We start from the raw sequence: 26,519 nt of genomic DNA, 5'->3' as shown, positions 1-26,519 counted from the left end.
GTGTCCGCCGGCGCCCCGACGTCGGCCGCCCCGCCCGATCCTGACCACGCCCGCCCGCCGACCTACCACGACCGTGCGGAACCGGCGGCGGGGCGGCGCGGGGGCGCCCCGGGCGCCGATGCGTCGCCGGCCGCCGGGAACGGCGCCACGCCCCCGCCCCGGGTCCGGCAGCTCGTGCTCAAGGTGCACAGCCGGTGCAACCTCGCGTGCGACCACTGTTACGTCTACCGGCACGCGGACCAGCGGTGGCGGGAGCGGCCCCGGGTCATCGCCCCGGGCACGGTGGCCCAGGTCGCCCGGCGCCTCGGCGCGCACCTGGCGCGGCACCGGCTCGACCGGGTACGCGTCGTGCTGCACGGCGGCGAGCCGCTGCTGGCCGGGACGGCGGTGCTCGACCGGACCGTACGCACCCTGCGCGCGGCGCTGCCCCCGGGCGCGGTGCTGGACGTCGGCGTACAGACCAACGGCGTGCTGCTGGACGAGGGTTTCCTGGCGCTGTGCCACCGGCACGACATCGACGTCGGGGTGAGCCTCGACGGTGACATGGCCGCCAACGACCGGCACCGCCGCTACCCCGACGGGCGGGGCAGCTTCGCCGACGTGGCCGCCGCGCTGCGGCTGCTCGCCCGCCCCGAGCACCGGTCGCGCTGGGCGGGGCTGCTCTGCACGGTCGACCTCGCCAACGACCCGGTGCGCGTCTACGAGTCGCTGCTCGCGTTCGCCCCACCCCGGCTGGACCTGCTGCTGCCGCACGGCAACTGGACCGCTCCCCCGCCCGGGCGCCGGCCGGGCGGCACCGAGACCCCGTACGGCGACTGGCTGGTGGCCGTCTTCGACCGCTGGTATCCCAGCACGCCACGGCGGACCGGGATCCGGTTGTTCGAGTCGCTGATCGCGCTGGTGCTCGGCGGTCGCAGTGGCACCCGGGCGCTGGGCTTCGCCGAACCGGACATCATGACGATCGAGACCGACGGCACCATCGAGGGCACCGACACCCTGAAGACGACCGACGACGCGTCGATGCGTACCGGCCTCGACGTCTTCCGGCACTCCTTCGACGAGGCGCTGCGTCATCCGTCGCTGGCCGGCCGGCCCACCGGTGCGGCGGCCCTGGCCGACGAGTGCCGGGCCTGCCCGGTGCTCAGCGCCTGCGGCGGCGGCCTCTACGCGCACCGCTTCCGCGCCGGCGCGGGATTCGCGCACCCGTCGGTCTACTGCCCCGACCTCTACCGGCTGATCCGGCACGTGCAGCGGGTGGTGGCCGCCGACGTCGACGCCCTGCGCCGCCGTGCCCTGGCCGACGCCTCGACCGGCCGCGCCGCCCCGGACGGGCCCGGACCGGCCGGGCCCGCCCTGCCGAGCGACGCGGGCGAGTCCGCGCCGGCCGGGCACGCTTCACCAGCCGACGGGTCGGTGCCGCTGGCGCAGGCCCGGCGGGTCGCGCCCCGGTGGCGGTGAAGCGTGGTGCTCTCCCCCGCCCAGTTGGCCGGGCTCGCCGCCGGGCACGGTGACGACGCGACGCTCGAGGTGCTGCGCGCCGGTCAGCTCGGGCGGCGGCGGCTGCTCACCGTCGCCGCCGCCCGCGCCGGCGGGGACGGGCCGTCGGTACGGCAGTGCCTCGCCCTGCTGACCCGCGCCGAGCGGGCGGACCCGACGGCGGTCGCCCACGTCCTGGCCCACCCGCCGGTCACCGGCTGGGCCACGACGGCGCTGCGCGGCCAGCCCGACACGGGTTACCTGGCTGGACTGGCGGCCGCCGCGGCCGTCCGGGCGGGCCTGCCCTTCACGCTCGCCGTGCCGTGCCCCGGGGGCGCGCTGCTGCTGCCCACGGTCGGCGGCGCGGCCGGGCTCGGCGCCGGTGTCGCGGTGCTCCGCGGCGTCGGCGGGCCGTACGACGGCCGGCCGGCGAGCGACGGCGGACCGCCGCCGGGGCTGTCGGTGCACGGGCCGGCGGGCGCCGTGCCGGCACCGGCGTGCGGGGCGGACGGCGGTCGCGCCCCGGCAGGTCAGTGGCTGCCGACCCGCCGGATCACCCCGATCCGCGCCACCCCCCCGACCGAGGTGCTCGTCGACGACCAGGATCCGTACCGGCGCCGGTACCACCGGCCGCCGACGGGCCGGCTGGACGACGCGGCGGTGGACCGGCTCGACCGGCTGACCGGGCAGGCGTGGCACTGGCTGACCGACCGGCTGCCGGCGCACGCCCGGGGGCTGGCCGCGCTGCTGCGTTCGCTGGTGCCGCTGACGCCGCCACCGTCCGGGCACCCGGTCAGCGCCACCAGCCGGACGGCGCTGGGCGCGATCGCGGTCTGCGTGCCGGACGACCCGGAGACGCTCGCGCTGCTGCTCGTGCACGAGTTGCAGCACACCAAGCTGGGCGCGCTGCTGGACCTGCTGCCGCTGCACGCCCCGGGCGGAGCGGCCCGCTACCGGGCCCCCTGGCGGTCGGACCCACGCCCCGTCGGCGCGCTGCTCCAGGGCGCGTACGCCCACCTCGGGGTGGCCGAGGTGTGGCGCTGCCGGCGGCACGAGGGCGTGCACGGCGCGTTCGAGTACGCGTACTGGCGGGAGCAGACCGCGCGGGCCGTGGCGCAGCTGGCCGGCAGCGCCGAGCTGACCGACGACGGGCGGGCCTTCGTGGCGGGCATGGCCGGCACCCTGCGCGGCTGGGGGTCCGACGGCGACGGGCGGGTCGAGGCGGCGGTCCGGGACGTCGCGGACGGTGGGGCGGTGCGCTGGGCGCTGGCCAACCTGGTCCCCGCGGACGGGGACGTGGACGAGGCGGCGCACGCGTGGCGGCGGGGTCGGCGGAGCCCACCGCCGCTCGCCCCGCCCGGCGTCGCACCCGGTCCGGCCGGGCCCGCGCGGATCGGCGACACCGGGCCGGAGGCGGCGGTGCGGCACCGGCTGCTGGGGACGGCGGCGGACCGGACCGGTCCGCGTCCCGGCGTCGACGTTCCGGTTCCCCGGCAGCCCCGGGAGACGGCGCGCCGCGCGGACGACGCCGACCGGGCGTACGCCGGGGGGAACGTGCCGGGCGCCCTGACCGGGTACCGTCGCCGGCTCGCCGAGGATCCCGGGGACACCGACGCGCTGGTCGGGGTCGCGCTGGCCGCCGGGCGGCTGGGGCGTACCGCCGCCGCGCGGGTGCTGACCACCCGCCCGGACCTGGTCCGGGCGCTGTGCCACCGGCTGCCGGGGGCCGACCCGGTGGCGGTGGCCACCTGGCTGGCCGGCGACCCCGCCTAGCCCGCCCGGGCGGCCGGGTCAGAGCAGGGCGGGCTCGATGTAGCCGTTGAACCGGTCCCGCTGGCGGGCCTGGACCACCCGCGGGTTGTCGCCGCCGAACAGCTGCACCAACTGGCCGAAAGCGTCGTCGTAGAGGGCGCGGCCGGCGTCGGCCTCGCTCTCGGTGGCCATCCTGCTGACGGCCAGGTTGACCGACGCCGACACCGTGTCCGGGTGGTCGGCGCCGAACGCCCGGGTCAGCTCGACGTACGCGGTGGTGTCCAGCAGCAGTGCGGCGTCCCGCTCGCCGAGGGCGAACAGGTCGTTGGCGAGGTTGAGCGTGGCGAGCAGGGTGTGCGGGTGCCGCTCGCCGAGGCTGGCCAGGAGTTGGTCGCGCACCCGCTGGGCGAGGTCGCGGGACTGCGGGTGTTCACCGGCCTTGCGCAGGAACACGCCGAGGTTGTTGAGGCAGGCCAGGGTGATCGCGTGGTCGGCGCCGAGCACCTCGGTGTAGCCGTCGCGCAGCCGCCGCGCCATCCGCAGCGCGGTGGGGTTGTCGCCGACCGCCGACCAGGTGGTGGCCAGCGCCATCTCGCAGGAGAGGGTGTCGGCGTGGTCGCCGCCGAGGGTGCGCTGGTAACGCACCACCGTCCGTTCCAGCACCCGGTGGGCGTCGGCGAAGCGGCCGAGCTGGCGCAGGGTCAGCGCCAGCTCCTTGGCGGTACGCAGGGTCTCCGGGTGGTCGGGGCCGATGACCTTCTGCTGGGTGGCGGAGGTGCGTTGCAGGACGCTGTGCGAGCGCCACAGCTCCCCGGTGTCGCGCAGCCCCCGACCGTAGTTGCTGGCCGAGGCGAGGGTGGACGGGTCCTCCTCGCCGAAGCGCTCCCGGCGCCGCTCGTAGATGTGCTGGTCGAGCTGGGCCGCCTCGCGGAAGTGGCCGACCAGGCGCAGCGAGACGGCGAGGTTGTTCTCGGCGGTGAGGGTACGGCCGCTGTCCTCGCCGAAGCTGCGGATGCTCAGCTCCAGGGTGCGCCGGTCGCGCTGCTCGGCGTCGTGGTAGCGGCCCTGGGCGCGCAGGTCGGCGCCGAGGCTGCGGGCGGTCATCAGGGTGTAGAGGTGCTGCTCGCCGAAGATCCGCCGTTGCCGGTCGTAGACGTCCTGGTCGATCTCGAAGGCCCGGTCGAAGAGGCTCTGTGCCCGAAGGACGTTGGCCAGGTGGAACCGCATCCGCAGCTTGGTCGGGTCGTCGTCGTCGGTGTCGCGCCAGCGGTCCAGCGCGTCCTCGGCCAGCGAACGCCCGGTCTCGTAGTCCCCGCGCCGGTAGAGGTAGCGCACCGTGTCGGCGACGAGCTGGCGGGCCTCCTCGGCCGTCGACTCGTGCAGCGCCGAGGGCCGTACGTGCGGCCACAGCTCGGCGTAACGCGGCCAGTTGGCCGGCTTGTCCGGGTCGCGGGGGCTGGCGGCGGCGAGCAGCAGCTGGGCCTGGCGGCGGGTCTCGGCCGGATCGTCGAGCTGGTCCTTGATGACCAGCTGCACGAGCCGGTGGATGCGGACGGTGTTGTTCTCCGCGTCGACCTGGGCGAGGCCGTACCGCCCCAGCTCGGCGGTGACCAGTCCCTGCAGGATCGGGTCGGTGAGGGTGGGGTCGAACGGGGCCATGAAGACGGCGAACCGCTCGCCGGTGAGCATCGCGACCGGGATCGGTTCGGGGGCGTAGTACGAGCACAGCTCCAGCAGGCGCGCGGCGGCGGGCTTCTCCTGCCGCAGTTGGCGCAGGGTCACCAGCCAGGTCGCGGCGAGCGCCTTGGAGTAGCCGGCCGACTGCCGGCCCTCCAGGATGCGCAGCAGGCCGGGGGTGTCCAGCGACGCGAGGTACTGCTCCACCGGCAACGCGGTGGCCCGCAGGTAGGCCGCGCCCTGCTCGACCGCCAGCGGCAGGTCGCCGAGCTTCTCCGCGACCTGGGTCGCCTCGTCCTCGGTGAGCCCCCGGACGCGCTCGCGCAGCAGCTGGACGCTCTCCATCCGGTCGAAGACCGTCAGCTCGGTGGCCGTGGCGTACTCGCTCCAGGTCTGGTCGCGGGTGGTGAGCAGGACGTGGCCCGGGCCCTGCGGGATGAGCGCCCGGGTGGCCCGGGACGGTTCGTCGGCGTTGTCCATGACGACCAGCCAACGCCGGCCGGGGCCGCCCCGGCGCAGCGCGTCGAGCACCCGCCGGACCGCCTCGCCGCCGCCGCCGGTGCCGAGCCCCATCGCCTCGGCGAGGTCGGCCAGTCCACCCCGGATCCGCTCCTCGCTGTCGGCGGGAATCCACCAGACCACGTCGTAGTCGCGGGCGAAGCGGAGCGCGTACTCGGCGGCGAGCTGGGTCTTGCCGACCCCGCCCAGACCGTGGACCACTTGCACGCCGGAGGCGGGCGAGGCGGTCAGCCGGTCGCGCAGCGCCTCCAACTGCGCCGCCCGGCCGACGAAGGTGGTGCCGTGCTGGCGCACGTTCCAGACCCCGGGGAACGATCCGGGGAACCGGCCGACCGCCCGGCCGGTGACCGCGTGCGCGGGTGCGCCGACCTCCTCGAGCAGCAGGGCCCGGGCGGTGCCGGCGTCGGCGTCGGTGAGGTCGACCGGCGTACGGTCGGTGTAGGGCAGGGTGAGCCGGGACTCGTCGACGCGCAGCGGCACCAGGACGCCGGCGCCGGCGATCTGGTCCCGGCTGGCGGCGACCTTCCAGGCCTCCCCGGCCAGCGGAGTGGCCGCGAAGTGCCGGGTCAGCACGACCAGCACCCGGCTGGCAGCGGCGAGCGCGCGGTCGAACTCGGCCCGCCCACCCGCCCGGACGGGTACGTCGACCGCGCGCCGGTCCACCCGCAGGCCGGCCTCCTCGAGCTGGTCGCTGACCCACTCCGCCCAGAGCCGGTCCATCGAGGCGTAGCCGACCAGCACGGTCTGCTCGGCGGTGAGCCGGGAACGCTCGAACGCGGTCAGCGACCGGCGCCGCTCCTCCTCCGGCATCGGCTCCAGCCGGGTGACCCGGCCCCCGGTCACCACGGAGGCGAGCTGCTCGTACGCCGCGAGCAGGGTGCCGGACTGCTCCGGGCGGTCGCCGAACGCGGCGAGGATCTCCTCGTAGGCGTAGAACGTGCGGTACGGCACCTCGATGGTGTTCCAGTAGCGGGCCCGCGCGGCGTCGGAGAGGTGGTCGAGGAACGACGCGAACTCCGCCCGGACCAGGTCCCGGCCGGTCTCCAGCTTGCGCAGCTCGGCGTCCTCCACCCGGGTCGGCACGGGCACGAGCAGCGGTGGGTCGTCCGGGCGCTGGGCGCGGATCGAGCGGGCCACGGCCGCCGCGCCCCGGATGCTCTGTGTGGACATGGTGAAGCAGTTGACGACGGTGTCGGGCAGCTGCACGGTGCAGATGCCCGCGACGTCGCTCAGGCCCGTCCGGCTGTCGACCAGCACGATGTCGTACTCGGCGCGCATCTGGGCGCGGACCGCGTCGAAGAAGGCCGCGCCGCCCTGGCGTTCGTAGAAGTTCGACCAGTCGAACGTGCTCACCAGCCGCGAGTACGCCGCGTCCTGCTGGCCCGCCGCCACGAAGTCGATCACGCCGCCGTGCGGGAACTCCCAGTTCAGCGAGACCGCCCGCCGCTGGATCTTGGCGTGCCCGGCGAGCAGTTCCTGCGGGTCGTCGGCGGGGGTGCGCTGCATGGTCGCCATCGAGTAGTCCCAGATCATCTCGATGACCCCGGGGGTGGCCCGCAGCTCGGAGTCGCGCAGGAACGGGTGGAAGTAGCGGTGCAGGCCCGGCGATTCCAGGTCCCAGTCCACCACGAGGACCTGGAGGCCCTGGCTGGCCAGGATCCAGGCGACGTTGGCCAGCGCCATCGTGCGTCCCGTGCCGCCCTTGTACGAGTAGAACGTGACGATCTGCCCACGTGCCGTGTCGTTCACCGCCATCGGCTACCCGCCTCCATCAGGGACCTTCGAGGATCGGGCGGTGCACCGGGCCGTCCGACGGCGGCTCCTGGTAGACCGTCCCCGTACGGTAGATGCGGCTCTGGGCCACGACCAGCGCGTCCTCCAGCTCGGCGTGGAAGCGGCCGGCGGTGCTGATCTCGGGTCGCCACATCGCGGGATCGTTGCGCACCACGTGGTGCGAGAGGACGCGTGCCAGGGTCTCCCACATCCGTTGGTTGCCGTCGGCCGCCGCGTCGTCGGCGGCCGTCCAGGGCACCAGCACCGGGGTGGTGGTGTCGGGGTCGCGGTCGTAGCCGACCAGGGTGAGCTCGTAGCGTGGCAGGCCGGCCGACCAGACGTCCACCACGAGCACGACGATCTGGTTGTGCGCCCGGGCCCACTCCCGCACCTCGGCGAGGTCGGCGGCGTCCTCCACCGTCCAGCCGTAGCTCTTGGTGGTGGCGATGGCCCCGGCGTAGCTGCCGATCGGCGCCTCCAGTTCGGGGCGGTACGGCCGCCAGTCCCGGGCGAGCGCGCCGTAGCGCTCCTCCGCCCCCGGCCGGGTGCCGGCCAGCTCCGCCGAGCTGCCGGCGGCCAGGACGAACCAGACGTGCCGGGCGCTGGTCGCGCGCGGCACCCGCGCGGCCGGCGACCCGGCCGCCGGCCGCCGGCGCGGCGCCTCGAAGGCGCTGGTGACCTCGGCGAGCACCGGACGCCGGGCGGGGCGGGCGAGTCGGTGGTCACGGTCGGTCTGCACGATGTGCTTGGCCAGCGCGTCGACGAAGTCCTGGTAGTCGTCGTGGTGCCGGCGACGCTGCTTGAGGGTGAGCAGCCCGTCCTGGGCGTACACCGCGCCGGCCGGGAAGTTCTTGTGCTGGAAGCCGGTCAGCGCCTCGGGCATGCGGTCGCAGGGGATCCAGCGGATCGGCAGGACTGCGGGGGGACGGCGGCGGAACTCCCGCTCGTGCGCGTCCACCCGGTCGGCGAAGACGCGGAACTCGCGTCCGCAGTAGTCGCTCACCACGTAGCGGGGAGAGGTCAGCGCCACCAGGCAGGAACTGGCGGCGAGCGCGTCGGCCAGTTCGTGCGACCAGGTCGCGCCGAGCGGCAGCTGCCCGTCGATGAATCCTGCCTCGTCCCATCCCACGCCGGCCAGCCGGGCCACCGCCTCGCTGAGGTCGCCGAAGAACTCCTGCACCTGCCCGTTGCGGTTGTCCTCGTGGGCGTAGCTCAGGAAGAAGAGTGGCACGCCCGCCTCCGCTCACGGGTTCCACGACCGTACGGAAATTATAAGTCCGTCGATGCCAGGGTAGTCTCGTGCGATCTTCGCACCGGCCCTGCGGAGAGTCGTATCCCCGACGGTTTCCGGGTGCCGGGCGGCGCGGCACGTCATCACCATTCGCTTAAATAAGTCAGGCGTGATACAAACGGTCCGTGCACGCCTTCGACGTACTCGGTGACCCGGTGCGGCGCCGCATCCTCGAACTGCTCACCGACGGCGAGACGACCGCCGGCGGGCTGTGCGACGTGATCCGGCGGGAGTTCGGGATCTCCCAGCCGGCCGTCTCCCAGCACCTGAAGGTGCTGCGGGACAACGGCTTCGCCACCGTGCGGGCGGAGGGGACCCGGCGTCTCTACGCCGTCGATCCCCGGCCGCTGCGGGAGGTCGACCGCTGGCTCGAGAACTTCCGGCGGTTCTGGACGCCGCCCCTGCACGCCCTCGCCACCGAGCTGGCCCGAGGCAAGCGCGAACGGCGGCTGCGCGAGCAGCCGCCCACGACAGACGACACGACCGACCACGGGAGAGACCGATGATCGACGCGACCGAGCAGATCAACGCCGTACGCCGCCAGCTCGGCCGGCGGGTGCTGGAGGCCGGCGAGGCCCGGGTGATGACCATCAGCCAGACGTACGACGCGCCGCTGGAGGACGTCTGGGACGCCTGCACCAACGCCGAACGGATCCCCCGCTGGTTCATGCCGGTCTCCGGTGACCTGCGGCTGGACGGCCGCTACCAGCTGGAGGGCAACGCCGGTGGCACGATCGAGCGCTGCGACCCGCCGAAGGGGTTCGCCGCCACCTGGGAGTTCGGCGGCGAGGTGAGCTGGATCGAGGTGCGGCTGACGCCGGTCGAGGACGACCGGACCCGGTTCGAGCTGGAGCACGTCGCGCACGTCGACCAGGAGCGCTGGGACCAGTTCGGTCCGGGCGCCCTCGGGGTCGGCTGGGACCTGGCGCTGCTCGGCCTGGCGTCGCACCTGGCCGCCGACGGCAGCGGGGTCACCCCCGAGGAGAGCGAGGCCTGGTCGGTCTCCGAGCAGGGCCGGCAGTTCGTGACGGCGAGCAGCGAGCGGTGGGGCGAGGCGAGCGTCGCCGACGGCACCGACGCCGAGGCCGCCCGGGGGGCCGTGGAGCGCACCACCGCCTTCTACACCGGCGCGCCGACGGCCTGACCGCCGCGCGCACCCGGGCGGTCGGCGCGGCGGCCGGCCGCGCACCCGGGGCGGTCGGCGCGGCGACCGCCCCGCCCCGCACGTCGGGCGGGCGGCCGGAAAAGCGCGCGCGTCGCGTCGGGCCCCTCGGGCAGACTCGCCGCCATGTCGCCACGATCCGTCGCCGAGCTCGTCGCCGCCGTCCACGCCGGCGAGAAGATCCGCTACCTGCACTTCTGGGGGCACCGACCGCAGCGTGACGGCAGCGTGGGGCCCGGCTGCCTGAGCCAGTGGTGGCCGGCCCCGTTCACCGACGGCGAGCGGACGTACGCCACCGCCGAGCACTGGATGATGTGGCACAAGGCGATGCTGTTCGGCGACGCGCCGGCCGCCGACAGGATCCTGGCCGCCGGGCATCCCCAGCGCGCCAAGTCGATCGGCCGCCAGGTGCGGGGCTTCGACCAGGTGACCTGGGAGGCCCGGCGGCACGACATCGTGGTGGCGGGCAGCGTCGCCAAGTTCGGCCAGCACGACGACCTGCGGGCGTTCCTGCTCGGCACCGGTGAACGGGTGCTCGTGGAGGCCAGCCCGCTCGACCGCGTCTGGGGCATCGGCCTGGCCGCCGACGACCCGCGCGCGGACGATCCGGCGCGCTGGCAGGGCGCCAACCTGCTCGGATTCGCCCTCATGGCGGCCCGCGACGCCCTGCGGTGAGCACCGGGGCCGGGCCGTTCGAGGGCGCCCGGTGAGCGCCGGGGCCCGCCGCGACGTCCCGTCGGCGCCCGCCCCGGCGGGACGTCGCGGCGGCCGCGGGTGCGCCGGGTAACGTGCTGCGGCATGACCGCCGTGGCGTACTCCCACTGCTCCTTCTGCGGCGCCGCCTATCCGGCGGCGGCCGGGTGGCCGCGGGTCTGCGCGGCCTGCGGCGGGACGGTGTGGCGCAACCCGCTGCCCGTCGCGGTGGCGGTGCTGCCGGTCCGCACGGCCCGGGGCCTCGGGGTGGTCGTCGTGCGCCGCGACATCGAGCCCGCCCGCGGCCAGCTCGCGCTGCCGGGTGGCTTCATCGAGTACGGCGAGGAGTGGCAGGAGGCGCTGGTCCGGGAGCTGTGGGAGGAGACCGGCCTGCGCGCCGACGCCGCCGACGCCCGGCTCCTCGCGGTGCACGGCGCCCCGGCCGGCGGCACGATGATGGTCTTCGGCGAGCTGCCCGAGCGGCGGGCCGACACGCTGCCGCCGTCGGCGCCGACCGAGGAGGCCACCGAGTGGCTGGTGCTCACCGAGCCGACGGAGCTGGCCTTCTCGACCCACACCCGGGTCCTCGCCGACTTCCTCGCCCGGCGCGCGGGCTGAGCCGGACCGCTCAGTCGGTCAGGTACCGGGCGGGCACCGCGTCGGTCAGCCAGACGCCGTTGGCGCTGCGGTAGAAGGCGTGCCCGTCGCGGGCCATCGCCGCCGCGTCCACGGTCAGCACCACCAGCTCGCCCGGCCGGCGGGCACCCACCCGCCGGGCGGTCGCCACGTCCGGCGACAGGTGGACGTGGTGCCGGCCGGCCCGGTGCAGGCCGGTGGCCCGGATCGAGTCGAGCGCGACACGGCTGGTGCCGTGGTAGAGCCGCGCCGGCGGCGGGCTGGGCGCCAGTTCCAGGTCGACCGGGATCGAGTGCCCCTGGTTGGCCCGGATCCGTTCGACGCCGTCGGCGCCGCGTTCCACGGCGAAGCGCTGCTTGTCGTTGCCCGCCACCACGGCGTCCAGGTCGGCGCGTTCCATCCCGAGCGCGGCGAGCAGGTCGTCGACCGACACCCAGCCGGCCCGGTCGGGCACGAGGCCGAACCGGGCGGGCTCGTGCCGCAACGCCAGGGACATCCGCTTGCTCAGCCGCACCATCGCCCGGTGATCCATTGGCGGAGTCTCCCCCGCCGGGCACCGCCGGCGCCATCGGATTCGGCCGGACGCGCCGCGTCCTCGGCGTGGACGGACCACGCGGCGGCACCCCGCTGCGCGACCCGTGGGAGGTGGTGGCCCCGCCGAGCGACAGCGTCCCGCCGCCGATCCTGGGGCACTGGCCGGACGAGCCCGACGTGCGCTTCGCGGCGGCGGTGGAGGAGCTGGCCGACCGGCCGCGCCGGCAGGCGCCGCCGCCCGCCTGATCCGCCCGGCCTGTCGCGCCGGCGGGCGGCCGATATCCTCGACCGGGTGAACGCGGCCCGGCAGACCGAGCGCAGGCTGATCGCCTCCAACAAGAAGGCGCGGCACGACTACACGATCCTCAAGACCTACGAGGCGGGCGTCGTGCTGGCCGGCACCGAGGTCAAGTCGCTGCGCGAGGGCCGGGCGTCGCTGGTCGACGCGTTCGCCCAGGAGCGCGACGGCGAACTGATGCTGTACGGGCTGCACATCGCCGAGTACGGCTTCGGCAGCTGGACCAACCACGCGCCCCGGCGCACCCGCAAGCTGCTGCTGCGCCGGGTGGAGATCGCCCGGATCCTGGAGCGGACCCGCGAGGGCGGCCTGACCCTGGTGCCCCTGTCGATGTACTTCTCGGGCGGTTGGGCGAAGGTCGAGCTGGCCCTTGCGAAGGGCAGGAAGTCGTACGACAAGCGGCAGGCGCTCGCCGAGCGCGACGCCGAGCGGGAGATCGCCCGGGAGCTGGGGCGCCACCTCAAGGGCCGCTCCCCGCGGCGGGGCTGACCGCTCCCGTCGCCTCCGCGCGCCGGCCACGCACCGGGCCGACGCGTCGACCGTCCCCTCGGCCGCCCGGGCGCCGTTCCGGCCCGTCGGCGTTCGCTCCGCACGTCGTCACCGGCGATCGCAGGCCGAGGACCACCGCGTCCGGCCATCGCCGTCACGGTGGGTCGGCGCGGCACGCCGGACAGTCGTTGACGCGACGCCCCCATCGTGATGTGCTCCCTCTGCCGCGCGGTAATGAAAACAGTAGTCATTATCACTGAACGGAGGAAAGGCATGTCTCTCACCGTCCCGCCCGCCCTGCTCGACGCCGCCGAGCGCGGCCCCGTCGACGACGCCGAGTTCGTCGCCTGCGTCCGCGACTCGCTGCCGTACGCCTGGCAGACGGTCAGCCGGGTGGCCGCCGAACTGGCGTCCACCGGCGCGGACCACGCCGACAACGTCATCCCGCCGCCCACCGAGGCCGAACGCGGCCAGCTGCTGCGGGCGCTCGCCAGCGACGCCATCCGCGCCGGCCTGGAGCGGCACTTCGACGTCAAGCTCGCCTTCCAGAACTGCCACCGGGTCGCCGCGTTCCGCCCGGCGGCCGTCGACTCCGACGCGTACCGGCGGTTCGTCTCCGCCCGGGGCCAGCTGCTCAACCAGTCCCCCGAGCTGCGCAACTGCTGATTCCGCCGGATCGGGGCCGGCGGGCGGGACGGGGCGTCGAGGGCCCGCCCCGCCCGCCGGGCCGTCAGCGGGGGCCGGGAGACGGCGGCGCGGCCGGGTCGGCGGGGTCCCCGGCCGGTAGCCGGCCCAGGCAGCGCGGGTCCGGCCGCCCCACCGGCTGCCGGGGGATCATCCAGTCCAGCGCCGTCTCCTCCACGTGCCAGCCGTACACGTCCACGCGGGTGACCGGGATCCGCCCCGGGTCGGGGCAGAGGAGCTGCCCGCGCACGTGGTCGTTGGGCAGGAAGCGCACGGCGCCCCGCCCGTCGAGCACGATCGTCATCCGGTCGGTCACCGTGACCGCCTGGCCGCGTACCACCTCCCGGACCGGGCCCGCCTCCGGGCCGACCTCGACGGCGACCGCGGGCAGCAGCGGCACCCGCAGGAAGACCACGCCCGTCACCAGCGGCACCACCGCCGCCACCACGTAGGCGAGGACGCGGGTCAGCGCCGGGGCGACCGGGCGCGGCACCGGGCCGGTGAGCACCACGGCTCCCAGCGGCGGCACGACCAGCAGCAGGGCCGTGGCCAGCTCGCCGTCGCGGATCGCGGCCGGCACGGCGGGCGCCAGCCACGCGTAGCTCGCGGTCGCCGCCACGACCGGCAGCACCAGGGTGGCGAGCAGGAGCAGGCGGGGCCGGTCCGGATGACGCAGCCGGGTCCGCAGCGCCAGCAGCCAGAGGGCGAGCATCATCAGCAGCGGCAGGAACCGCAGCTGCCAGGTGAGCGCCGCCAGGGCGGTCGCCGCCACCAGCACCCAACCGGGGGTACGCACGGTGCCGTAGGCGAGCAGCGAGCGTTCCGGGTCGAACCGGTCAGGCGCGCTCACCTGGAGCAGCCGACCGAGGACGGCCAGCACCAGCACCACCAGCGGGAACGCCCACACCAGCGCGATCAGCAGGGCGCTGAGCAGCCCGAGCGGGCTGACGTACTGCACCAGCAGCAGCATCGTCGGCATGTCCTGCCGGCTGAGTCGCCAGAGCCGCAGCACCAGCAGCAGCACCGGGAACGCCGGCAGCAGCGTCAGCAGCCACTGCTGCGCCTGTTGCGCCTGCTTGGTGCCCGGGCGGCGGTCGGCGCGACCGATCGCGGCCGGCTCGGAGACGGCAGGGCCCATCTCTCCCACGGCCACTGCCGCACCTCCACCGTCTCCTCGGGCTCCGGCTGCCGACCGACCGCCACCTGCTGCGGGTTGCTGTACTGCTGCTCCGAGGCCAGGTACCGGTCGAACGCCGCCTTCCACCGGTCGCCGTCGGGGCCCTTCGCCGACTGGTAGAGGGAGAGGTTGACCAGGTCCCGCATCGCCGGATTGGGGCCGGTGTTCACGCCCCACTTCTCCGCCGCCTCCGCGCCGATGTCCCAGTGCCTCAGTTCCTTGCGTCGCAGCAGCTTCGTCGCCGGCGGCAGCTCGCCCGGCGGGCGCGGGCCCACGAAGCCGGCCAGGATGGCCGCGTCGGTGGTGACCGCGTCGACCTCGCCGTCGTAGAGCGCCTGGACGCACTGGCTGATCCGGTTGCGGCCGATCGGGTTCGCGCCCGCCTCGCGCAGGCGCTGCTCCGAGGTGGACGTGCCCAGCGTGCAGACCTTCGCCCGGTCGAGGTCGCGCAGGCTGGCGACCTGTCGGGGATCGGACGCGAGCGTCAGCACGGACTGCTCGGTCTCCAGGTACGGGAAGGAGAAGACGACGCCCTGGTCCCGGCGCTGCTCGGTGACGCTGTAGGAGGCGATCACCAGGTCGACGGTGACGAAGCTGCCGTTGGCGTCGCGCGCCTGCCGGCGGGCCCGGTCCTCGCTCTCGATCGACAGCAGCGTCACCTCCGGGGCGTCGAAGCCCAGGTCCTCGGCGATCATGTACGCGATGTCGATGTCGAAGCCCTCGAACGCGCCGTTCTCCAGCTTCTGCGCCACGCCCGGCTGGTCGTCCTTGACCCCGATCACGAGCCTGTCCCGGTTGGTCAGCCCGGCCCGCTCGCGCAGCTCGTCCCAGGTGGGCGGGCCGGTGGCCACGACCACCCGTACCGTGGCCGCCACGACCACCACCAGCAGGAGCAGCAGGGCCGCCAGGCGCACCTGCCGGGACCGGGACGCGCGGGCGGGTGCCGCCGACGCCGGCGCCGGTGGGGTGCTGCTGGTCTCGTCGTCCCGACCCAACTCGGCCCTCCCCGTCGCCGTCCCCCGTGCGAGCCCTTCATTGTGGTCTATCCCGCCGCGCCGCGACAGCATGCGACAGGGGCGGTCGTGTCGCCGGCCCCCGCCGCCGCGTACGCCAGGCCTGGTGGCCACTCGCGGCAGCAACCACGGGAGCCGCCCGCTTTCCGACCTCGCATCTGCCGGCCGGTAGGGTGGGCCGGTGACGACGTTCCGCATCGGAGAGGCCGCCGAGCTGCTCGGGGTCAGCGCCGACACCGTACGCCGGTGGGTCGACGCCGGGCGGCTCGCCGCCGGCCGCGACGCGCACGGGCACCGGGCGATCGACGGGGTCGACCTGGCGGCGTTCGCGCGCGGTCAGGCCGCCGACCCGGACGACCGGTCGGACGCCTCCTCGGCCCGCAACCGCCTGCGCGGCATCGTGGTCAACGTCGTCAAGGACACGGTGATGGCGCAGGTCGACATCCAGGCCGGGCCGTTCCGGATCGTCTCGCTGATGAGCCGCGAGGCGGTCGACGAGCTGGACCTGCGGGTCGGCTCGCTGGCCGTCGCGGTGATCAAGTCGACCACGGTGGTGGTGGAACGCGCCTCCCCGCCGGGGGCCTCCCGGGGGAGGCAGGGCTCGTGAGGGCGCAACGGCCGCGCCGCGGGACGGCGGGCGTGATGGCGGTGGTGCTGGCCCTCGCCGCCGTGGCCGGCTGCGGCGGCGTGAGCGCCTCCGGCGGCGGGTCGGCGGATGGCCCGGGTGCCGGCGGCACGGTGACCGTGTTCGCCGCGGCCTCGCTGACCGAGTCGTTCACCCGGCTGGGCCGGGACTTCGAGGCGGCCCACCCTGGCACCACCGTCGTGCTCAACTTCGCCGGCAGCGCGGCGCTGGCCGCCCAGGTCAACCAGGGCGCGCCCGCCGACGTGTTCGCCTCGGCGGCGACGCGGAACATGGCCACGGTCACCGGAGCGGGCAACGCCGACGGCGACCCGGTGGTCTTCGCCCGCAACCAGCTCGTCGTCGCCGTGCCGAAGGGCAACCCGCGGGGCGTCGCGGGGCCGGCCGACCTGGCCCGGCCGGGGGTGAAGGTCGCGCTCTGCGCCGAGCAGGTGCCCTGCGGGGCGGCGGCGCGGACGGCGCTCGACGCCGCCTCGGTCGCCCTCACCCCGGTCACCCTGGAGCAGGACGTGCGGGGCGCGCTGTCCAAGGTGCGGCTCGGCGAGGTCGACGCGGCCCTCGTCTACCGCACGGACGCCCTGGCCGCCGCGGCCGACGTGACGGCCGTCGAGTTCCCCGAGTCCGCCCGCGCCGTCAACGACTACCCGATCGTCGCGCTGCGGGACGCGCCGAACCGCGACGGCGCGCGGGCGTTCGTCGCGTACGTCCGCTCGGAGCGGGGGCGCGCGGTGCTCACCGAGGCCGGGTTCCAGGCCCCGTGACGCGTATCCACGTCCGGACGGCCCGGCGGCGGGGCGCCGGGGTGCCCGTCGCGCTGCTGCTGCCGGCCGTGCTGGGCGTGGTCTTCCTCGTCCTGCCGCTGCTCGGGCTGCTGGCCCGTACGCCGTGGGCCACCCTTCCGCAGCGGCTCGCCGCACCGGGCGTGCTCACCGCGCTGCGGCTGTCCCTGCTGACCGCCACCCTGGCCACGCTGCTCTGCCTGCTGCTCGGGGTGCCGTTGGCCTGGCTGCTCGCCCGCGTCGAGTTCCCCGGCCGCCGCCTGGTACGCGCCCTCGTCACCGTGCCGCTGGTGCTGCCGCCCGTGGTCGGCGGGGTGGCGCTGCTGCTGGTCTTCGGCCGGCGGGGCCTGCTCGGCGGCTGGCTCGACGCGACCTTCGGGATCACCCTGCCGTTCACCACCGCCGGTGTGGTGCTGGCGGAGGCGTTCGTGGCGATGCCGTTCCTGGTGATCGCCGTGGAGGGGGCGCTGCGCGGCGCCGACGGCCGGTACGAGGAGGCGGCGGCGACCCTCGGCGCCGGCCGGTGGACGACGTTCACCCACGTCACCCTGCCCCTGGTGGCTCCCGGCCTGGCGGCCGGTGCGGTGCTGTGCTGGGCCCGGGCGCTCGGCGAGTTCGGCGCCACCATCACCTTCGCCGGCAACTATCCGGGGCGGACGCAGACCATGCCGCTGGCGGTCTACCTGGCGCTGGAGACGGACGTGCAGGCCGCCGTGGTGCTCAGCCTCGTGCTGCTCACCGTCTCGGTGGCCATCCTCGCCGGGCTGCGCGACCGCTGGATCACCAGCCCGTGAACGCGCCCCTGCTCGACGCGCACCTCGTGGTGCAGCGGGACGCCTTCCGTCTCGACGTCGCGCTGCGGGTCGCCGCCGGCGAGGTGGTCGCGCTGCTCGGCCCCAACGGGGCGGGCAAGACCACCGCGCTGCGCGCGCTCGCCGGACTGCTCCCGCTGACCGCCGGGCACCTCACCCTCGACGGCGTCGACCTGGACCGGCCGCAGCGACGCGCCTGGACGCCGACCGAGCGCCGGCCGATCGGCGTGGTCTTCCAGGACTACCTGCTCTTCCCGCACCTGAGCGCACTGGAGAACGTGGCGTTCGGGCCCCGGCGGCACGGCGTCGACCGGCGTACCGCCCGGCGGACCGCCCACGACTGGCTGGACCGGGTCGGCCTGGCCGGGCACGCCCACCGCCGGCCCCGGCACCTGTCCGGCGGGCAGGCGCAGCGGGTCGCGCTGGCCCGCGCGCTCGCCGTCGAGCCGGCGCTGCTGCTGCTGGACGAGCCGCTCGCCGCGCTCGACGCACGCACCCGGCTGGACACCCGGGCCGAGCTGCACCGGCACCTCGCCGCGCACCGGGGGGCCACCCTGCTGGTCACCCACGATCCGCTGGACGCGCTGGTGCTGGCCGACCGGCTCGTGGTCGTCGAGGAGGGCCGGGTGGTGCAGGAGGGGGACGCCGCGACCGTCACGGCGCGGCCACGCACCGACTACGTGGCCCGGCTCGTCGGGCTGAACCTGCACCGGGGCCACGCCGACGGGCACCTGGTCCGGGTCGCCGACGGACTGACCCTCACCGTCGCCGACCGGCTCGCCGGGGAGGTCTTCGTCGCCTTCCGGCCCTCGGCGGTGGCCCTGCACCCGTCGCGTCCCGAGGGCAGCCCGCGCAACACCTGGGCGGCGACGGTGGCCGGCGTGCAGCGGCACGGCGACGACCTGCGGGTGCAGCTCGACGGGCCGATCGGGGTGTCCGCGGACGTCACGCCGGCCGCCGCCGCGCAGTTGCGACTGGCCCCCGGCCAGCCGGTCTGGGCGGCGGTGAAGGCGGCGCAGACCCACGCGTACCCCGCCGGTTGACGCCCCCGGCCCGGAGCGGGGTCAGGCGGCGGGGTCGGCGGCCAGCAGGTCGGCGTGGGCGGCCCGGAGCCGGGCGAGACCGGGGTCGCTGCCCGGGGTGACCCGGCGGTCGAGCTCGGCCCAGACCTCGGCGAGGGCGGCGGTGACCGCGCGCAGCTCGGCGGCGTGCCGGCGGCTGCTGCGCCGGTGCGCCTCGTCGAGGCGCCGGGCCCAGCCGGCGGTGACGGCGGCGAGGCGATCGGTGTCGGCACGCGCCTGGGCGGCGCTGCGGGCGGCGGCCGCCGGGACGATCGCGGCCACCGGGCGGGGATCGCCGTCGCGGGTGACGACGGTGACGGTGTCGGTCAACTCGGCCAGCGCGACGAGCTGGGTGAGCCGGGTGCGCGCCTCGCGCAGCGGCACCGAACGCGGCTGGTCGGTGTGCGGGGTGAGAGCGGGGACAGCCATGAATGGATGGTCGCCGCCGGGTACGACATTTCCGCACGCCGACGGTCCAGGTTGGACGCGCGGGCCGAAAAACTGGCGCGAGCCGGGGCGCTCGCGGCGGATACGCTGCCCGCCCGACGCCGCACCGCGAACCGGCGCGGCGGACCCCGCCACCATGAAGGAGCTGCCGTGTCCCGCCTCGACGTCCGGACGGTCGACCTGCGGACGATCAACTCACTGACCAAGTACCCGTCCATCCCCACCTACCACGCCCTGGACCCCCGCGACGGCGGCCTGCTGGCGGAGTGCGTGGCGTTCACCGGGCCGGTCACCCTCACCGAGAAGATCGACGGGACGAACGCCCGGATCGTCGTCCTGCCCGGCGGCGCGTACCTGATCGGCAGCCGCGAGGAACTGCTGTACGCGCGCGGCGACCTGATCGGCAACCCCGCGCTCGGCATCGTCGACGCCCTGCGCGACGTGGCCGAGCGGCTCACCGTCGCGGCGGCGGACGACCGGATCACGGTGTTCTACCTGGAGGTGTACGGCGGCAGGGTCACCGCCGCCGCCCGGCACTACACCGCCGAGCGCCGGGTCGGGCACCGGCTCTTCGACGTGGCCGTGCTGGACGACCCCGCGCCGATGCTCGACTGGCCGACCCCGCGGATCTCGGCCTGGCGCGACGGCGGCGGCCAGCGCTTCCTCGGCGAGGCCGACCTCGTGGGGCGGGCCGACGCGCTGGGCCTGCCGACCGTGCCCCGGCTGGCCACCGTCCCCGCCGGGGACCTGCCCCACGACATCGCCGGGACGCACGCGTTCCTCACCGGTCACCTGCCCCGGACCCTGGTGGCCATGGACGGACCGGCCGGCAGGTCCGAGGGGCTGGTGTTCCGCGCGGCGGACCGCTCGGCCATCGCCAAGGCGCGGTTCCAGGACTACGAGCGCACCCTGAAGCGCCGCGAGGGCCGGCGCTGACCACGGTTCGGTGGCGCGCCCGGTAGGCGCGCCGCCGGACCGGCCGGGAGGCGGGGCGTCGACGGGCGGGCGTGGGGACGCGACGGGAAAGCCCTGCCCGAACGCCTGGACAATTACAGTTAACAATCCTAATAATTGTGCATCCGTCGATCCGACGGCCCTCGTACCCGGGAGGTCCGGATGCGTCGCCCTGCCCGAAACCTGCTGCTGGCCGCCGTGGCGGCCCTCGCCACCGTCACCGCCACCACGCTGACCCTCGCCGCGCCGGCCCGCGCCGCCGGCCCGACCGCCACCTTCGTCAAGACCGCCGACTGGGGCACCGGATGGGAGGGGCGCTACACCGTCACCAACGGCGGGCCGAGCACCATCACCGGCTGGCAGGTCGCCTTCACCCTGCCCGCGGGCACCACACTCGGCTCCTACTGGGATGCCACGGTGAGCAGCGTCGGTCAGCGGCACACCTTCACCAACCGCTCCTGGAACGGCACCGTGGCCCCCGGCGCCTCGGTGTCGTTCGGCTTCCTGGCCACCGGCTCCGGTTCCCCCACCGACTGCACGCTCAACGGCGCGCCCTGCTCGGGCGGCACGCCCACCACCCCGCCCACCACGGCACCGCCCACCACCGCCCCGCCCACCACGGCACCGCCGACCACCCCGCCGCCCAGCACACCGCCGCCGACCACCCCGCCGCCCACCACTCCCCCGCCCGGCGCGCTGCCCCGGCACGCGCTGATCGGCTACCTGCACGCCAGCTTCGCCAACGGCTCGGGCTACCTGCGGATGGCCGACGTGCCCGCCGACTGGGACATCGTCAACCTCGCCTTCGGCGAGCCCACCACGGTCACCTCCGGCGACATCCGGTTCCAGCTCTGCCCGGCCAGTGAGTGCCCGGGCGTCGAGACCGAGGCCGAGTTCACCGCGGCGATCCGCGCCAAGCAGGCGCAGGGCAAGAAGGTGCTGCTCTCCATCGGCGGGCAGAACGGCCAGGTGCAGCTCACCACGACCGCCGCCCGGGACACCTTCGTCCGGTCGGTGTCGGCCATCATCGACCGGTACGGCCTGAACGGGCTCGACATCGACTTCGAGGGGCACTCGCTCTATCTGGACGCGGGCGACACCGACTTCCGCAACCCGACCACGCCGGTGATCGTCAACCTGATCTCCGCGATCCGCACCCTCAAGCAGCGGTACGGGGCGGGCTTCGTGCTCACGATGGCGCCGGAGACGTTCTTCGTCCAGCTCGGCTACCAGTTCTACGGGTCGGGCCCGTGGGGCGGGCAGGACCCGCGCGCCGGGTCGTACCTGCCCGTGATCCACGCGCTGCGCAACGACCTCACCGTGCTGCACGTGCAGGACTACAACTCCGGGCCGATCATGGGGCTCGACAACCAGTACCACACGATGGGCAGCGCGGACTTCCACATCGCGATGACCGACATGCTGCTCGCGGGCTTCCCCGTCGCCGGCAACCCCGACCGCGTCTTCCCGCCGCTGCGCGAGGACCAGGTGGCCTTCGGCGCGCCCTCCTCCCCCAGCGCCGGCAACGGATACCTCGCCCCGGCCGGGGTGCAGGCGGCGGTGACCTGCCTGGTGAAGGGGCAGGGCTGCGGCCCGTACACCCCGCGCAGCGGCACCAACCCCGCCTTCCGGGGCCTGATGACCTGGTCGATCAACTGGGACCGGTTCTACGCCTGGGAGTTCCGGCTGAGCCATGGCCCCTTCCTGCGGGCGCTGCCCTGAACAGGTGCCGCCGTCCGGGCCGCCCGGCCCGGACGGCGGCCCGACCCGACGACGGACGGGGCCGGCACGCCCGTCCGCGCGCCGGAACCCGGTTGCGCCGCCGGGCCGGTCCGGCCCACCATCGCGTGGCGGACACGGGACCGGACCACCCGCAGCGACGCCCGGCCGAGCGGCCGGGCGCGGCGGCGTCCGGGGCGGGAGGCGAGCGTGCGCGGCATCCGTGAACTGGCGGCCGGGATCGACGCGCGTGCGGTGGTGCTCGTCGAGGGGACGAGCGACCGGGTCGCCCTGGAGACCCTCGCCGCGCGGCGCGGCCGGGACCTCGACGCCGACGGCGTACGGGTCGTGGCCATGGGCGGCGCGACGAACATCGGCCACTTCCTCGACCAGCTCGGCCCGGCGGGACGCGGGCTGCGGCTGGCGGGCCTCTACGACGAGGCCGAGGAGGGCTACTTCCGGCGCGGGCTGGAACGCTGCGGCCTCGGCGCCGACCTGTCCCGCGCCGGTCTGGCGGCCCTCGGGTTCCACGTCTGCGTGGCCGACCTGGAGGACGAGCTGATCCGCGCGGTCGGCGTCGCCGGGGTACGGGCGGTGCTCGCCGCCGAGGGCGAGCTGCGCTCGTTCGACCTCTTCCAACGGCAGCCGGCCCAGCGGGGGCGCGCCGTCGAGGCGCAGCTGCGCCGCTTCCTCGGCACCCGGTCCGGCCGCAAGAGCGCGTACGCGCGACTGCTCGTGGCGGCGCTGGAGCCGGACCGGGTGCCCCGCTCACTCGACGCGGTGCTCGCCCGCGTCTGAGCGCACGCGGCGCCACTCGTGCGCCAGCACCGACCACACCTCGAGGTCGATCCGCCCGGCCGGCCCCGGGTAGACCTCGCGCAGCGTCCCGTCGAGGCGCATGCCCAGCCGCCGGGCGGTGGCGATGCTGCGGGCGTTGCGCGCGTTGGTGCGCCACTCGACGCGGTGGATGCCGCGCTCCCGCACCGCCCAGTCGACGATCCGGCCGACCGCCCGGGTGACCAGCCCGTGGCCCTCCCCGGCCGGCTCCAGCCAGCAGCCCGCCTCGCAGACGCCCCGGGCGACGTCGAACGAGACGAACATGACCCCGCCGACCAGGTCGCCCCGTCGCCAGATGCCCCAGATGCCGCCGGCGTCGCGCGCCCACCGGTCCGCGTAGCTCTGGAGCACGGCCCGGGCGGAGTCGAGGTCGCCGACGACGAACGAGGGCGACACCCAGGGCTCGATGTGCGCGCGGGCCCGGTCGAGGTGGGCGAGGAACTCCCCGGCCCGCCAGGGCTCCAGGGGACGCAGCTCGGCGTCCTCGGTCAGGGACAGGGCGAACACGGTGACCTCCCGGTGCAGAGACGGTGAGCCGGCACTGTACCGGTATACACACGGGGTATACGCGGTGTGTATAGTCCCGGCCATGTCGATCGGACAGACCTTCCTCGGCCTCCTGGAGGCCACCCCCCGCCACGGCTACGACATCAAACGCCTCTACGACGAGCGCTTCGGTCACGCCCGCCCGCTCGCGTACGGGCAGGTCTACGCCACCCTGTCCCGGCTGCTGCGCGGCGGCCTGGTCGAGGTGGACGCGGTGGAGCCGGGCGAGGGCCCGGAGCGCAAGCGGTACGCGATCACCGAGGCGGGCGTCACGGACGTGGCGCAGTGGCTGGCGCGGGCCGAGAAGCCCGAGCCGTACCTGCAGAGCACCCTCTACACCAAGGTGGTGCTGGCCCTGCTGACCGGCCGCCCCGCCGCCGACGTGCTCGACGTGCAGCGTTCCGAGCACCTGCGGATGATGCGCGAGCTGACCCGGCGCAAGCGCGACGGCGACCTCGCCGAGCAGTTGGTCTGCGACCACGCGCTGTTCCACCTGGAGGCCGACCTGCGCTGGCTGGAGCTGACCGCCGCCCGCCTCGACGAACTCGCCGCGGCGGTCCGGTCGTGAGCGCGCCGCTGCTGCTCGCCGAGGACCTGCACCGCTCGTTCGGGCCGACCCGGGCGCTCGCCGGGGCGAGCATGCGCGTGCACCCGGGCGAGGTGCTGGCCGTCATGGGCTCGTCGGGCTCCGGCAAGTCCACGCTGCTGCACTGCCTCGCCGGCATCACCCGGCCCGACTCCGGCCGGGTGCACTACGCCGGCCGCGACCTGACGGCGCTGAGCGACGCCGAGCGCAGCGCGCTGCGCCGGGAGGAGTTCGGCTTCGTCTTCCAGTTCGGTCAGCTCGTGCCGGAGCTGACCTGCCTGGAGAACGTCGCGCTGCCGCTGCGGCTGGCCCGGGTCGGCCGCCGCGAGGCGGAGCGGCGGGCCGCCGAGTGGCTGGACCGCCTGGAGGTCGCCGAGGTGGCCGGCAAGCGGCCCGGTGAGGTCTCCGGCGGGCAGGGGCAGCGGGTGGCGGTCGCCCGGGCGCTGGTCACCCGGCCACGGGTGGTCTTCGCCGACGAGCCGACCGGCGCGCTCGACTCGCTCAACGGCGAACGGGTCATGCGGCTGCTCACCGCCGCCGCCCGGGACACCGGGGCGGCCGTGGTGCTGGTGACCCACGAGGCGCGGGTGGCCGCGTACTCCGATCGGGAGGTCGTGGTCCGCGACGGCCGCACCCGGGACCTGGAGGTCGCGGCGTGACGCGGCTGCGCGACCGCGCGGCCGACCTGGTCATGGGCGCCCGGATGGCGTTCACGGGCGGCCGGGACGGCTGGCTGCGGGCCGTGCTCACCGCGGTCGGCGTCGGGGTGGGGGTGGCGATGCTGCTGCTCGCCGCCGCGGTGCCCGGCGCGCTGGACGCCCGGCAGGCGCGCGGTGACGCCCGCGACGACCTGCGGATGGGCGAGAAGATCCCGGCCGCCGCCAACACCCTGCTGGTCCGCCCGACCGACACCGAGTTCCGGGGACAGCCGGTGCGCGGCCGGGTGCTGCGGCCCGAGGGACCGGCCGCGCCGGTCCCGCCGGGGGTGTCGGCGCTGCCCCGCGCCGGCGAGGTGCTGGTCTCCCCCGCCCTGCGCGACCTGCTCGGCTCCGCCGACGGCGCGCTGTTCGCCCCCCGGCTGGGCGGGGCCACGGTCACCGGCGTCATCGCCGACGAGGGCCTGGCGGGTCCGCGCGAGCTGGCCTACTACCTGGGCAGCGACACCCTCGCCGCCGACGACGCCACCCGGCTGGACGCGTTCGGCGGCGGGCTGCCCGGCGAGGCCTTCGACCCGGTGCTGATGGTGCTGGTGGTCGTCATCTTCGTGGTCCTGCTGCTGCCCATCGCGGTGTTCCTCGGCGCGGCGGTGCGCTTCGGCGGCGAGCGGCGCGACCGGCGGCTGGCCGCGCTGCGGCTGGTCGGCGCGGACGCCGCGATGGTCCGCCGGATCGCCGCCGGGGAGGCCGCCGCCGGCGCGCTGCTCGGCGTCGCGGCCGGCGGCGTGCTCTTCGCGCTCGGCCGGCAGGTGGTCCCGCTCGTCACCCTCATGGACCTCAGCGTGTACGCCGCCGACGTGCGCCCGCCGCTGCCGCTGGTGGCCGCCGTCGTGCTGGCGGTGCCGGCGCTCGCCGTCGTGGTGACGCTGGTGTCGATGCGCGCCGTGCTGGTCGAGCCGCTCGGGGTGACCCGGCGCGCCACGCCGGTGCGCCGCCGGCTGGGGTGGCGGCTGCTGCTGCCGGCCGCCGGGCTCGGGCTGCTGCTGGCCGGCGGCGCCGGAATCGCGCCGCTGGGCAGCGAGCGGCAGACCGCGGCCGGCGCGGTGCTGCTGCTGGTCGGCGTGGTCACCCTGCTGCCCTGGCTCACCGACCTGCTCGTACGCCGGCTGCGCGGCGGCCCCGTCGCGTGGCAGCTCGCGGTGCGCCGCCTCCAGCTCGACAGCGCCGCCTCGGCGCGGCTGGTCAACGGCATCGCGGTCGCCGTGGCGGGCACCATCGGGTTGCAGATGCTCTTCGCCGGCGTCGCCGGCCGGTTCACCTTCGACACCGGGCAGGACACCTCCCGGGCGCAGGTGCAGGTGCAGTTCACCGGGCGACCGGACGCCCCGGCGGCCCTGGACCGGCTGTCCGACGTGCCCGGGGTGACCGCCAGCACCGCCACCCTGACCGCCTCGATCACGGCAGACGACGCGTACGGCACGCTGCGCATCGGCGACTGCGCGGCGCTGGCCGAGTTCGCCCGGCTCGACCGGTGCGCCGACGGCGACGTGTTCCTGGTACGCGATTCCGAGGGTCAGCCGGCCGGCGTCGGGCCGGGCGCCACGGTGGTGGTCGCCGCCGCCGACGGGGTGACCTGGCGGGTGCCGTCCACCGCCCGGGAGGCGCCGGTGCGCAGCGACCCGTCCGGCTACCGGCAAGGCGGGGTGCTGGTCACTCCCGGCGCGGTCGACGCCGCCCGGCTCGGGCCGCTGCGCGCGGAGGCGTACCTGCGCCTCGCCGCCGACCAGCCGGACGCGGTGGAGCACGTGCGCAACGCCGCCATCGGGGCCGACCCGTACGCCTCGGTGCTCACGCTGACCGAGAACCGCCAGGCCAGCCAGTTCGTCAACGTCCAGCGCGGCCTGTACGTCGGCGCGGTGGTCACCCTGCTGCTGATCGGGGCCAGCATGCTGGTCGGCGTGCTGGAGCAGCTGCGGGAGCGCCGCCGGCTGCTGGCGATGCTGGTCGCGGTGGGCACCCGGCGCTCCACGCTGAGCTGGTCGGTGCTGTGGCAGAGCGCCGTGCCGGTGGCGATCGGGCTCGCCCTGGCGGTCGTGTTCGGGCTCGGCCTCGGCGCGGTGCTGCTGCGGATGGTGCAGACGCCGGTGGCGGTCGCCTGGCCGGCGCTGGGCATCTCCACCGGCCTCGGGGCGGCGGTGGTGCTGCTGGTGACGGGACTCAGCCTGCCGGTGCTGTGGCGGCTGACCCGACCCGACGGCATCCGTACCGAGTAGGGCGGCGTCCACAGGCGGCCGACGCGGACACC

General features: G+C 75.7%; 26 protein-coding genes. 19 read left to right on the top strand and 7 right to left on the bottom strand.

The window, feature by feature from the left end; translation table 11 throughout:
- Both AB0883_RS22230 and AB0883_RS22225 read left to right on the top strand, forming a co-directional pair.
- Positions 1 to 1,458, top strand: coding sequence for an FxsB family cyclophane-forming radical SAM/SPASM peptide maturase (locus tag AB0883_RS22230; RefSeq protein ID WP_366643089.1), 1,458 nt, complete (start codon positions 1 to 3; stop codon positions 1,456 to 1,458).
- Positions 1,459 to 1,461: 3 nt separating this feature from the next.
- Positions 1,462 to 3,249, top strand: a complete 1,788-nt coding sequence (locus AB0883_RS22225; protein ID WP_366643087.1) for an HEXXH motif-containing putative peptide modification protein — start codon at positions 1,462 to 1,464, stop codon at positions 3,247 to 3,249.
- A gap of 18 nt (positions 3,250 to 3,267) precedes the next feature.
- On the opposite strand, the gene fxsT is transcribed toward AB0883_RS22225, so the two are convergent.
- Both fxsT and AB0883_RS22215 read right to left on the bottom strand, forming a co-directional pair.
- Positions 3,268 to 7,173, bottom strand: coding sequence for an FxSxx-COOH system tetratricopeptide repeat protein (fxsT, locus tag AB0883_RS22220; protein WP_366643086.1), 3,906 nt, complete (start codon positions 7,171 to 7,173; stop codon positions 3,268 to 3,270).
- Between the two features lie 22 nt (positions 7,174 to 7,195).
- Entirely contained in the window at positions 7,196 to 8,428 is a 1,233-nt protein-coding gene (locus AB0883_RS22215) for a TIR-like protein FxsC (protein ID WP_366643085.1), read from the bottom strand.
- A 185-nt stretch (positions 8,429 to 8,613) separates the two neighbouring features.
- On the opposite strand from AB0883_RS22215, the gene AB0883_RS22210 reads away from it, so the two are divergent.
- The 4 genes from AB0883_RS22210 to AB0883_RS22195 all read left to right on the top strand — a co-directional run bounded on the left by AB0883_RS22210 (position 8,614) and on the right by AB0883_RS22195 (position 10,961).
- A complete protein-coding gene (locus AB0883_RS22210; protein WP_366643084.1) occupies positions 8,614 to 8,994 on the top strand; it encodes a metalloregulator ArsR/SmtB family transcription factor in 381 nt (126 codons plus the stop codon).
- Positions 8,991 to 9,632: an SRPBCC family protein gene (locus AB0883_RS22205; protein WP_366643083.1), complete on the top strand. Its 642-nt coding sequence runs from the start codon at positions 8,991 to 8,993 to the stop codon at positions 9,630 to 9,632. The genes AB0883_RS22210 and AB0883_RS22205 overlap by 4 nt, the downstream gene beginning before the upstream one ends.
- 144 nt (positions 9,633 to 9,776) lie before the next feature.
- Positions 9,777 to 10,325, top strand: coding sequence for an NADAR family protein (locus tag AB0883_RS22200; RefSeq protein WP_366643082.1), 549 nt, complete (start codon positions 9,777 to 9,779; stop codon positions 10,323 to 10,325).
- Positions 10,326 to 10,448: 123 nt separating this feature from the next.
- The gene (locus AB0883_RS22195; RefSeq protein ID WP_366643081.1) at positions 10,449 to 10,961 is read left to right on the top strand and encodes an NUDIX domain-containing protein; all 513 of its coding nucleotides are present in this window, start codon (positions 10,449 to 10,451) and stop codon (positions 10,959 to 10,961) included.
- 10 nt (positions 10,962 to 10,971) lie between these two features.
- Here AB0883_RS22195 and AB0883_RS22190 read toward each other — a convergent pair whose 3' ends face one another.
- A complete protein-coding gene (locus tag AB0883_RS22190; protein WP_366643080.1) occupies positions 10,972 to 11,511 on the bottom strand; it encodes an RNA 2'-phosphotransferase in 540 nt (179 codons plus the stop codon).
- A gap of 68 nt (positions 11,512 to 11,579) precedes the next feature.
- Here AB0883_RS22190 and AB0883_RS22185 point away from each other — a divergent pair, with 68 nt between their 5' ends.
- The 3 genes from AB0883_RS22185 (at position 11,580) to AB0883_RS22175 (ending at position 12,966) form a co-directional block, all read left to right on the top strand.
- Positions 11,580 to 11,759, top strand: a complete 180-nt coding sequence (locus AB0883_RS22185; protein WP_366643079.1) for a hypothetical protein — start codon at positions 11,580 to 11,582, stop codon at positions 11,757 to 11,759.
- A 46-nt stretch (positions 11,760 to 11,805) separates the two neighbouring features.
- On the top strand, positions 11,806 to 12,300 hold the full coding sequence (smpB, locus tag AB0883_RS22180) for an SsrA-binding protein SmpB (RefSeq protein ID WP_366643078.1): 495 nt from the start codon (positions 11,806 to 11,808) through the stop codon (positions 12,298 to 12,300).
- A gap of 273 nt (positions 12,301 to 12,573) precedes the next feature.
- Entirely contained in the window at positions 12,574 to 12,966 is a 393-nt protein-coding gene (locus AB0883_RS22175) for an SCO5389 family protein (RefSeq protein WP_366643076.1), read from the top strand.
- Between the two features lie 64 nt (positions 12,967 to 13,030).
- On the opposite strand, the gene AB0883_RS22170 is transcribed toward AB0883_RS22175, so the two are convergent.
- Positions 13,031 to 14,137, bottom strand: a complete 1,107-nt coding sequence (locus tag AB0883_RS22170) for a hypothetical protein (RefSeq protein WP_366643075.1) — start codon at positions 14,135 to 14,137, stop codon at positions 13,031 to 13,033.
- The gene (locus AB0883_RS22165; RefSeq protein ID WP_366643074.1) at positions 14,029 to 15,156 is read right to left on the bottom strand and encodes a transporter substrate-binding domain-containing protein; all 1,128 of its coding nucleotides are present in this window, start codon (positions 15,154 to 15,156) and stop codon (positions 14,029 to 14,031) included. The genes AB0883_RS22170 and AB0883_RS22165 overlap by 109 nt, the downstream gene beginning before the upstream one ends.
- Before the next feature lie 199 nt (positions 15,157 to 15,355).
- Here AB0883_RS22165 and AB0883_RS22160 point away from each other — a divergent pair, with 199 nt between their 5' ends.
- Genes AB0883_RS22160 through AB0883_RS22145 form a run of 4 tightly spaced genes read left to right on the top strand, consistent with a single transcriptional unit; the run spans position 15,356 to position 18,451 of the window.
- Positions 15,356 to 15,781 (top strand): TOBE domain-containing protein, encoded by a 426-nt coding sequence (locus tag AB0883_RS22160; RefSeq protein WP_366643073.1) that lies wholly within the window; start codon positions 15,356 to 15,358, stop codon positions 15,779 to 15,781.
- Between the two features lie 35 nt (positions 15,782 to 15,816).
- A complete protein-coding gene (gene modA, locus AB0883_RS22155) occupies positions 15,817 to 16,578 on the top strand; it encodes a molybdate ABC transporter substrate-binding protein (protein ID WP_366643356.1) in 762 nt (253 codons plus the stop codon).
- Positions 16,575 to 17,390, top strand: coding sequence for an ABC transporter permease (locus AB0883_RS22150; RefSeq protein WP_366643072.1), 816 nt, complete (start codon positions 16,575 to 16,577; stop codon positions 17,388 to 17,390). The genes modA and AB0883_RS22150 overlap by 4 nt, the downstream gene beginning before the upstream one ends.
- Entirely contained in the window at positions 17,387 to 18,451 is a 1,065-nt protein-coding gene (locus tag AB0883_RS22145; RefSeq protein WP_366643070.1) for an ABC transporter ATP-binding protein, read from the top strand. Before AB0883_RS22150 ends, AB0883_RS22145 begins: the two co-directional genes overlap by 4 nt.
- A gap of 21 nt (positions 18,452 to 18,472) precedes the next feature.
- On the opposite strand, the gene AB0883_RS22140 is transcribed toward AB0883_RS22145, so the two are convergent.
- Positions 18,473 to 18,898, bottom strand: a complete 426-nt coding sequence (locus tag AB0883_RS22140) for a type II toxin-antitoxin system Phd/YefM family antitoxin (RefSeq protein WP_366643069.1) — start codon at positions 18,896 to 18,898, stop codon at positions 18,473 to 18,475.
- A gap of 168 nt (positions 18,899 to 19,066) precedes the next feature.
- On the opposite strand from AB0883_RS22140, the gene AB0883_RS22135 reads away from it, so the two are divergent.
- From AB0883_RS22135 to AB0883_RS22125, 3 genes are all read left to right on the top strand, one after another.
- Positions 19,067 to 19,852 carry an RNA ligase family protein gene (locus tag AB0883_RS22135; RefSeq protein WP_366643068.1) on the top strand — a complete coding sequence of 262 codons (786 nt, stop codon included), beginning with the start codon at positions 19,067 to 19,069 and terminating at the stop codon, positions 19,850 to 19,852.
- Positions 19,853 to 20,032: 180 nt separating this feature from the next.
- Positions 20,033 to 21,592, top strand: a complete 1,560-nt coding sequence (locus AB0883_RS22130) for a cellulose binding domain-containing protein (RefSeq protein ID WP_366643067.1) — start codon at positions 20,033 to 20,035, stop codon at positions 21,590 to 21,592.
- A 207-nt stretch (positions 21,593 to 21,799) separates the two neighbouring features.
- Positions 21,800 to 22,387 (top strand): ATP-dependent endonuclease, encoded by a 588-nt coding sequence (locus AB0883_RS22125; RefSeq protein ID WP_366643065.1) that lies wholly within the window; start codon positions 21,800 to 21,802, stop codon positions 22,385 to 22,387.
- Here the strand turns inward: AB0883_RS22125 and AB0883_RS22120 are convergent.
- Entirely contained in the window at positions 22,358 to 22,933 is a 576-nt protein-coding gene (locus tag AB0883_RS22120) for a GNAT family protein (protein WP_366643064.1), read from the bottom strand. The two genes, AB0883_RS22125 and AB0883_RS22120, sit on opposite strands and share 30 nt — an antisense overlap.
- A gap of 82 nt (positions 22,934 to 23,015) precedes the next feature.
- Here AB0883_RS22120 and AB0883_RS22115 point away from each other — a divergent pair, with 82 nt between their 5' ends.
- From AB0883_RS22115 to AB0883_RS22105, 3 genes are read left to right on the top strand one after another with little or no spacing between them, the layout of a single operon-like run.
- A complete protein-coding gene (locus AB0883_RS22115; protein WP_366643063.1) occupies positions 23,016 to 23,540 on the top strand; it encodes a PadR family transcriptional regulator in 525 nt (174 codons plus the stop codon).
- Positions 23,537 to 24,217, top strand: coding sequence for an ABC transporter ATP-binding protein (locus AB0883_RS22110; RefSeq protein WP_366643061.1), 681 nt, complete (start codon positions 23,537 to 23,539; stop codon positions 24,215 to 24,217). The genes AB0883_RS22115 and AB0883_RS22110 overlap by 4 nt, the downstream gene beginning before the upstream one ends.
- On the top strand, positions 24,214 to 26,487 hold the full coding sequence (locus tag AB0883_RS22105; protein WP_366643060.1) for an ABC transporter permease: 2,274 nt from the start codon (positions 24,214 to 24,216) through the stop codon (positions 26,485 to 26,487). Before AB0883_RS22110 ends, AB0883_RS22105 begins: the two co-directional genes overlap by 4 nt.
- The last annotated feature ends 32 nt before the right edge of the window (positions 26,488 to 26,519 follow it).

The organism is Micromonospora sp. NPDC047812 (genome assembly GCF_040704175.1).
In the GTDB taxonomy this organism is placed as follows: Bacteria; Actinomycetota; Actinomycetes; order Mycobacteriales; family Micromonosporaceae; genus Micromonospora.
This window is presented reverse-complemented; position numbering and strand designations above follow the sequence as displayed.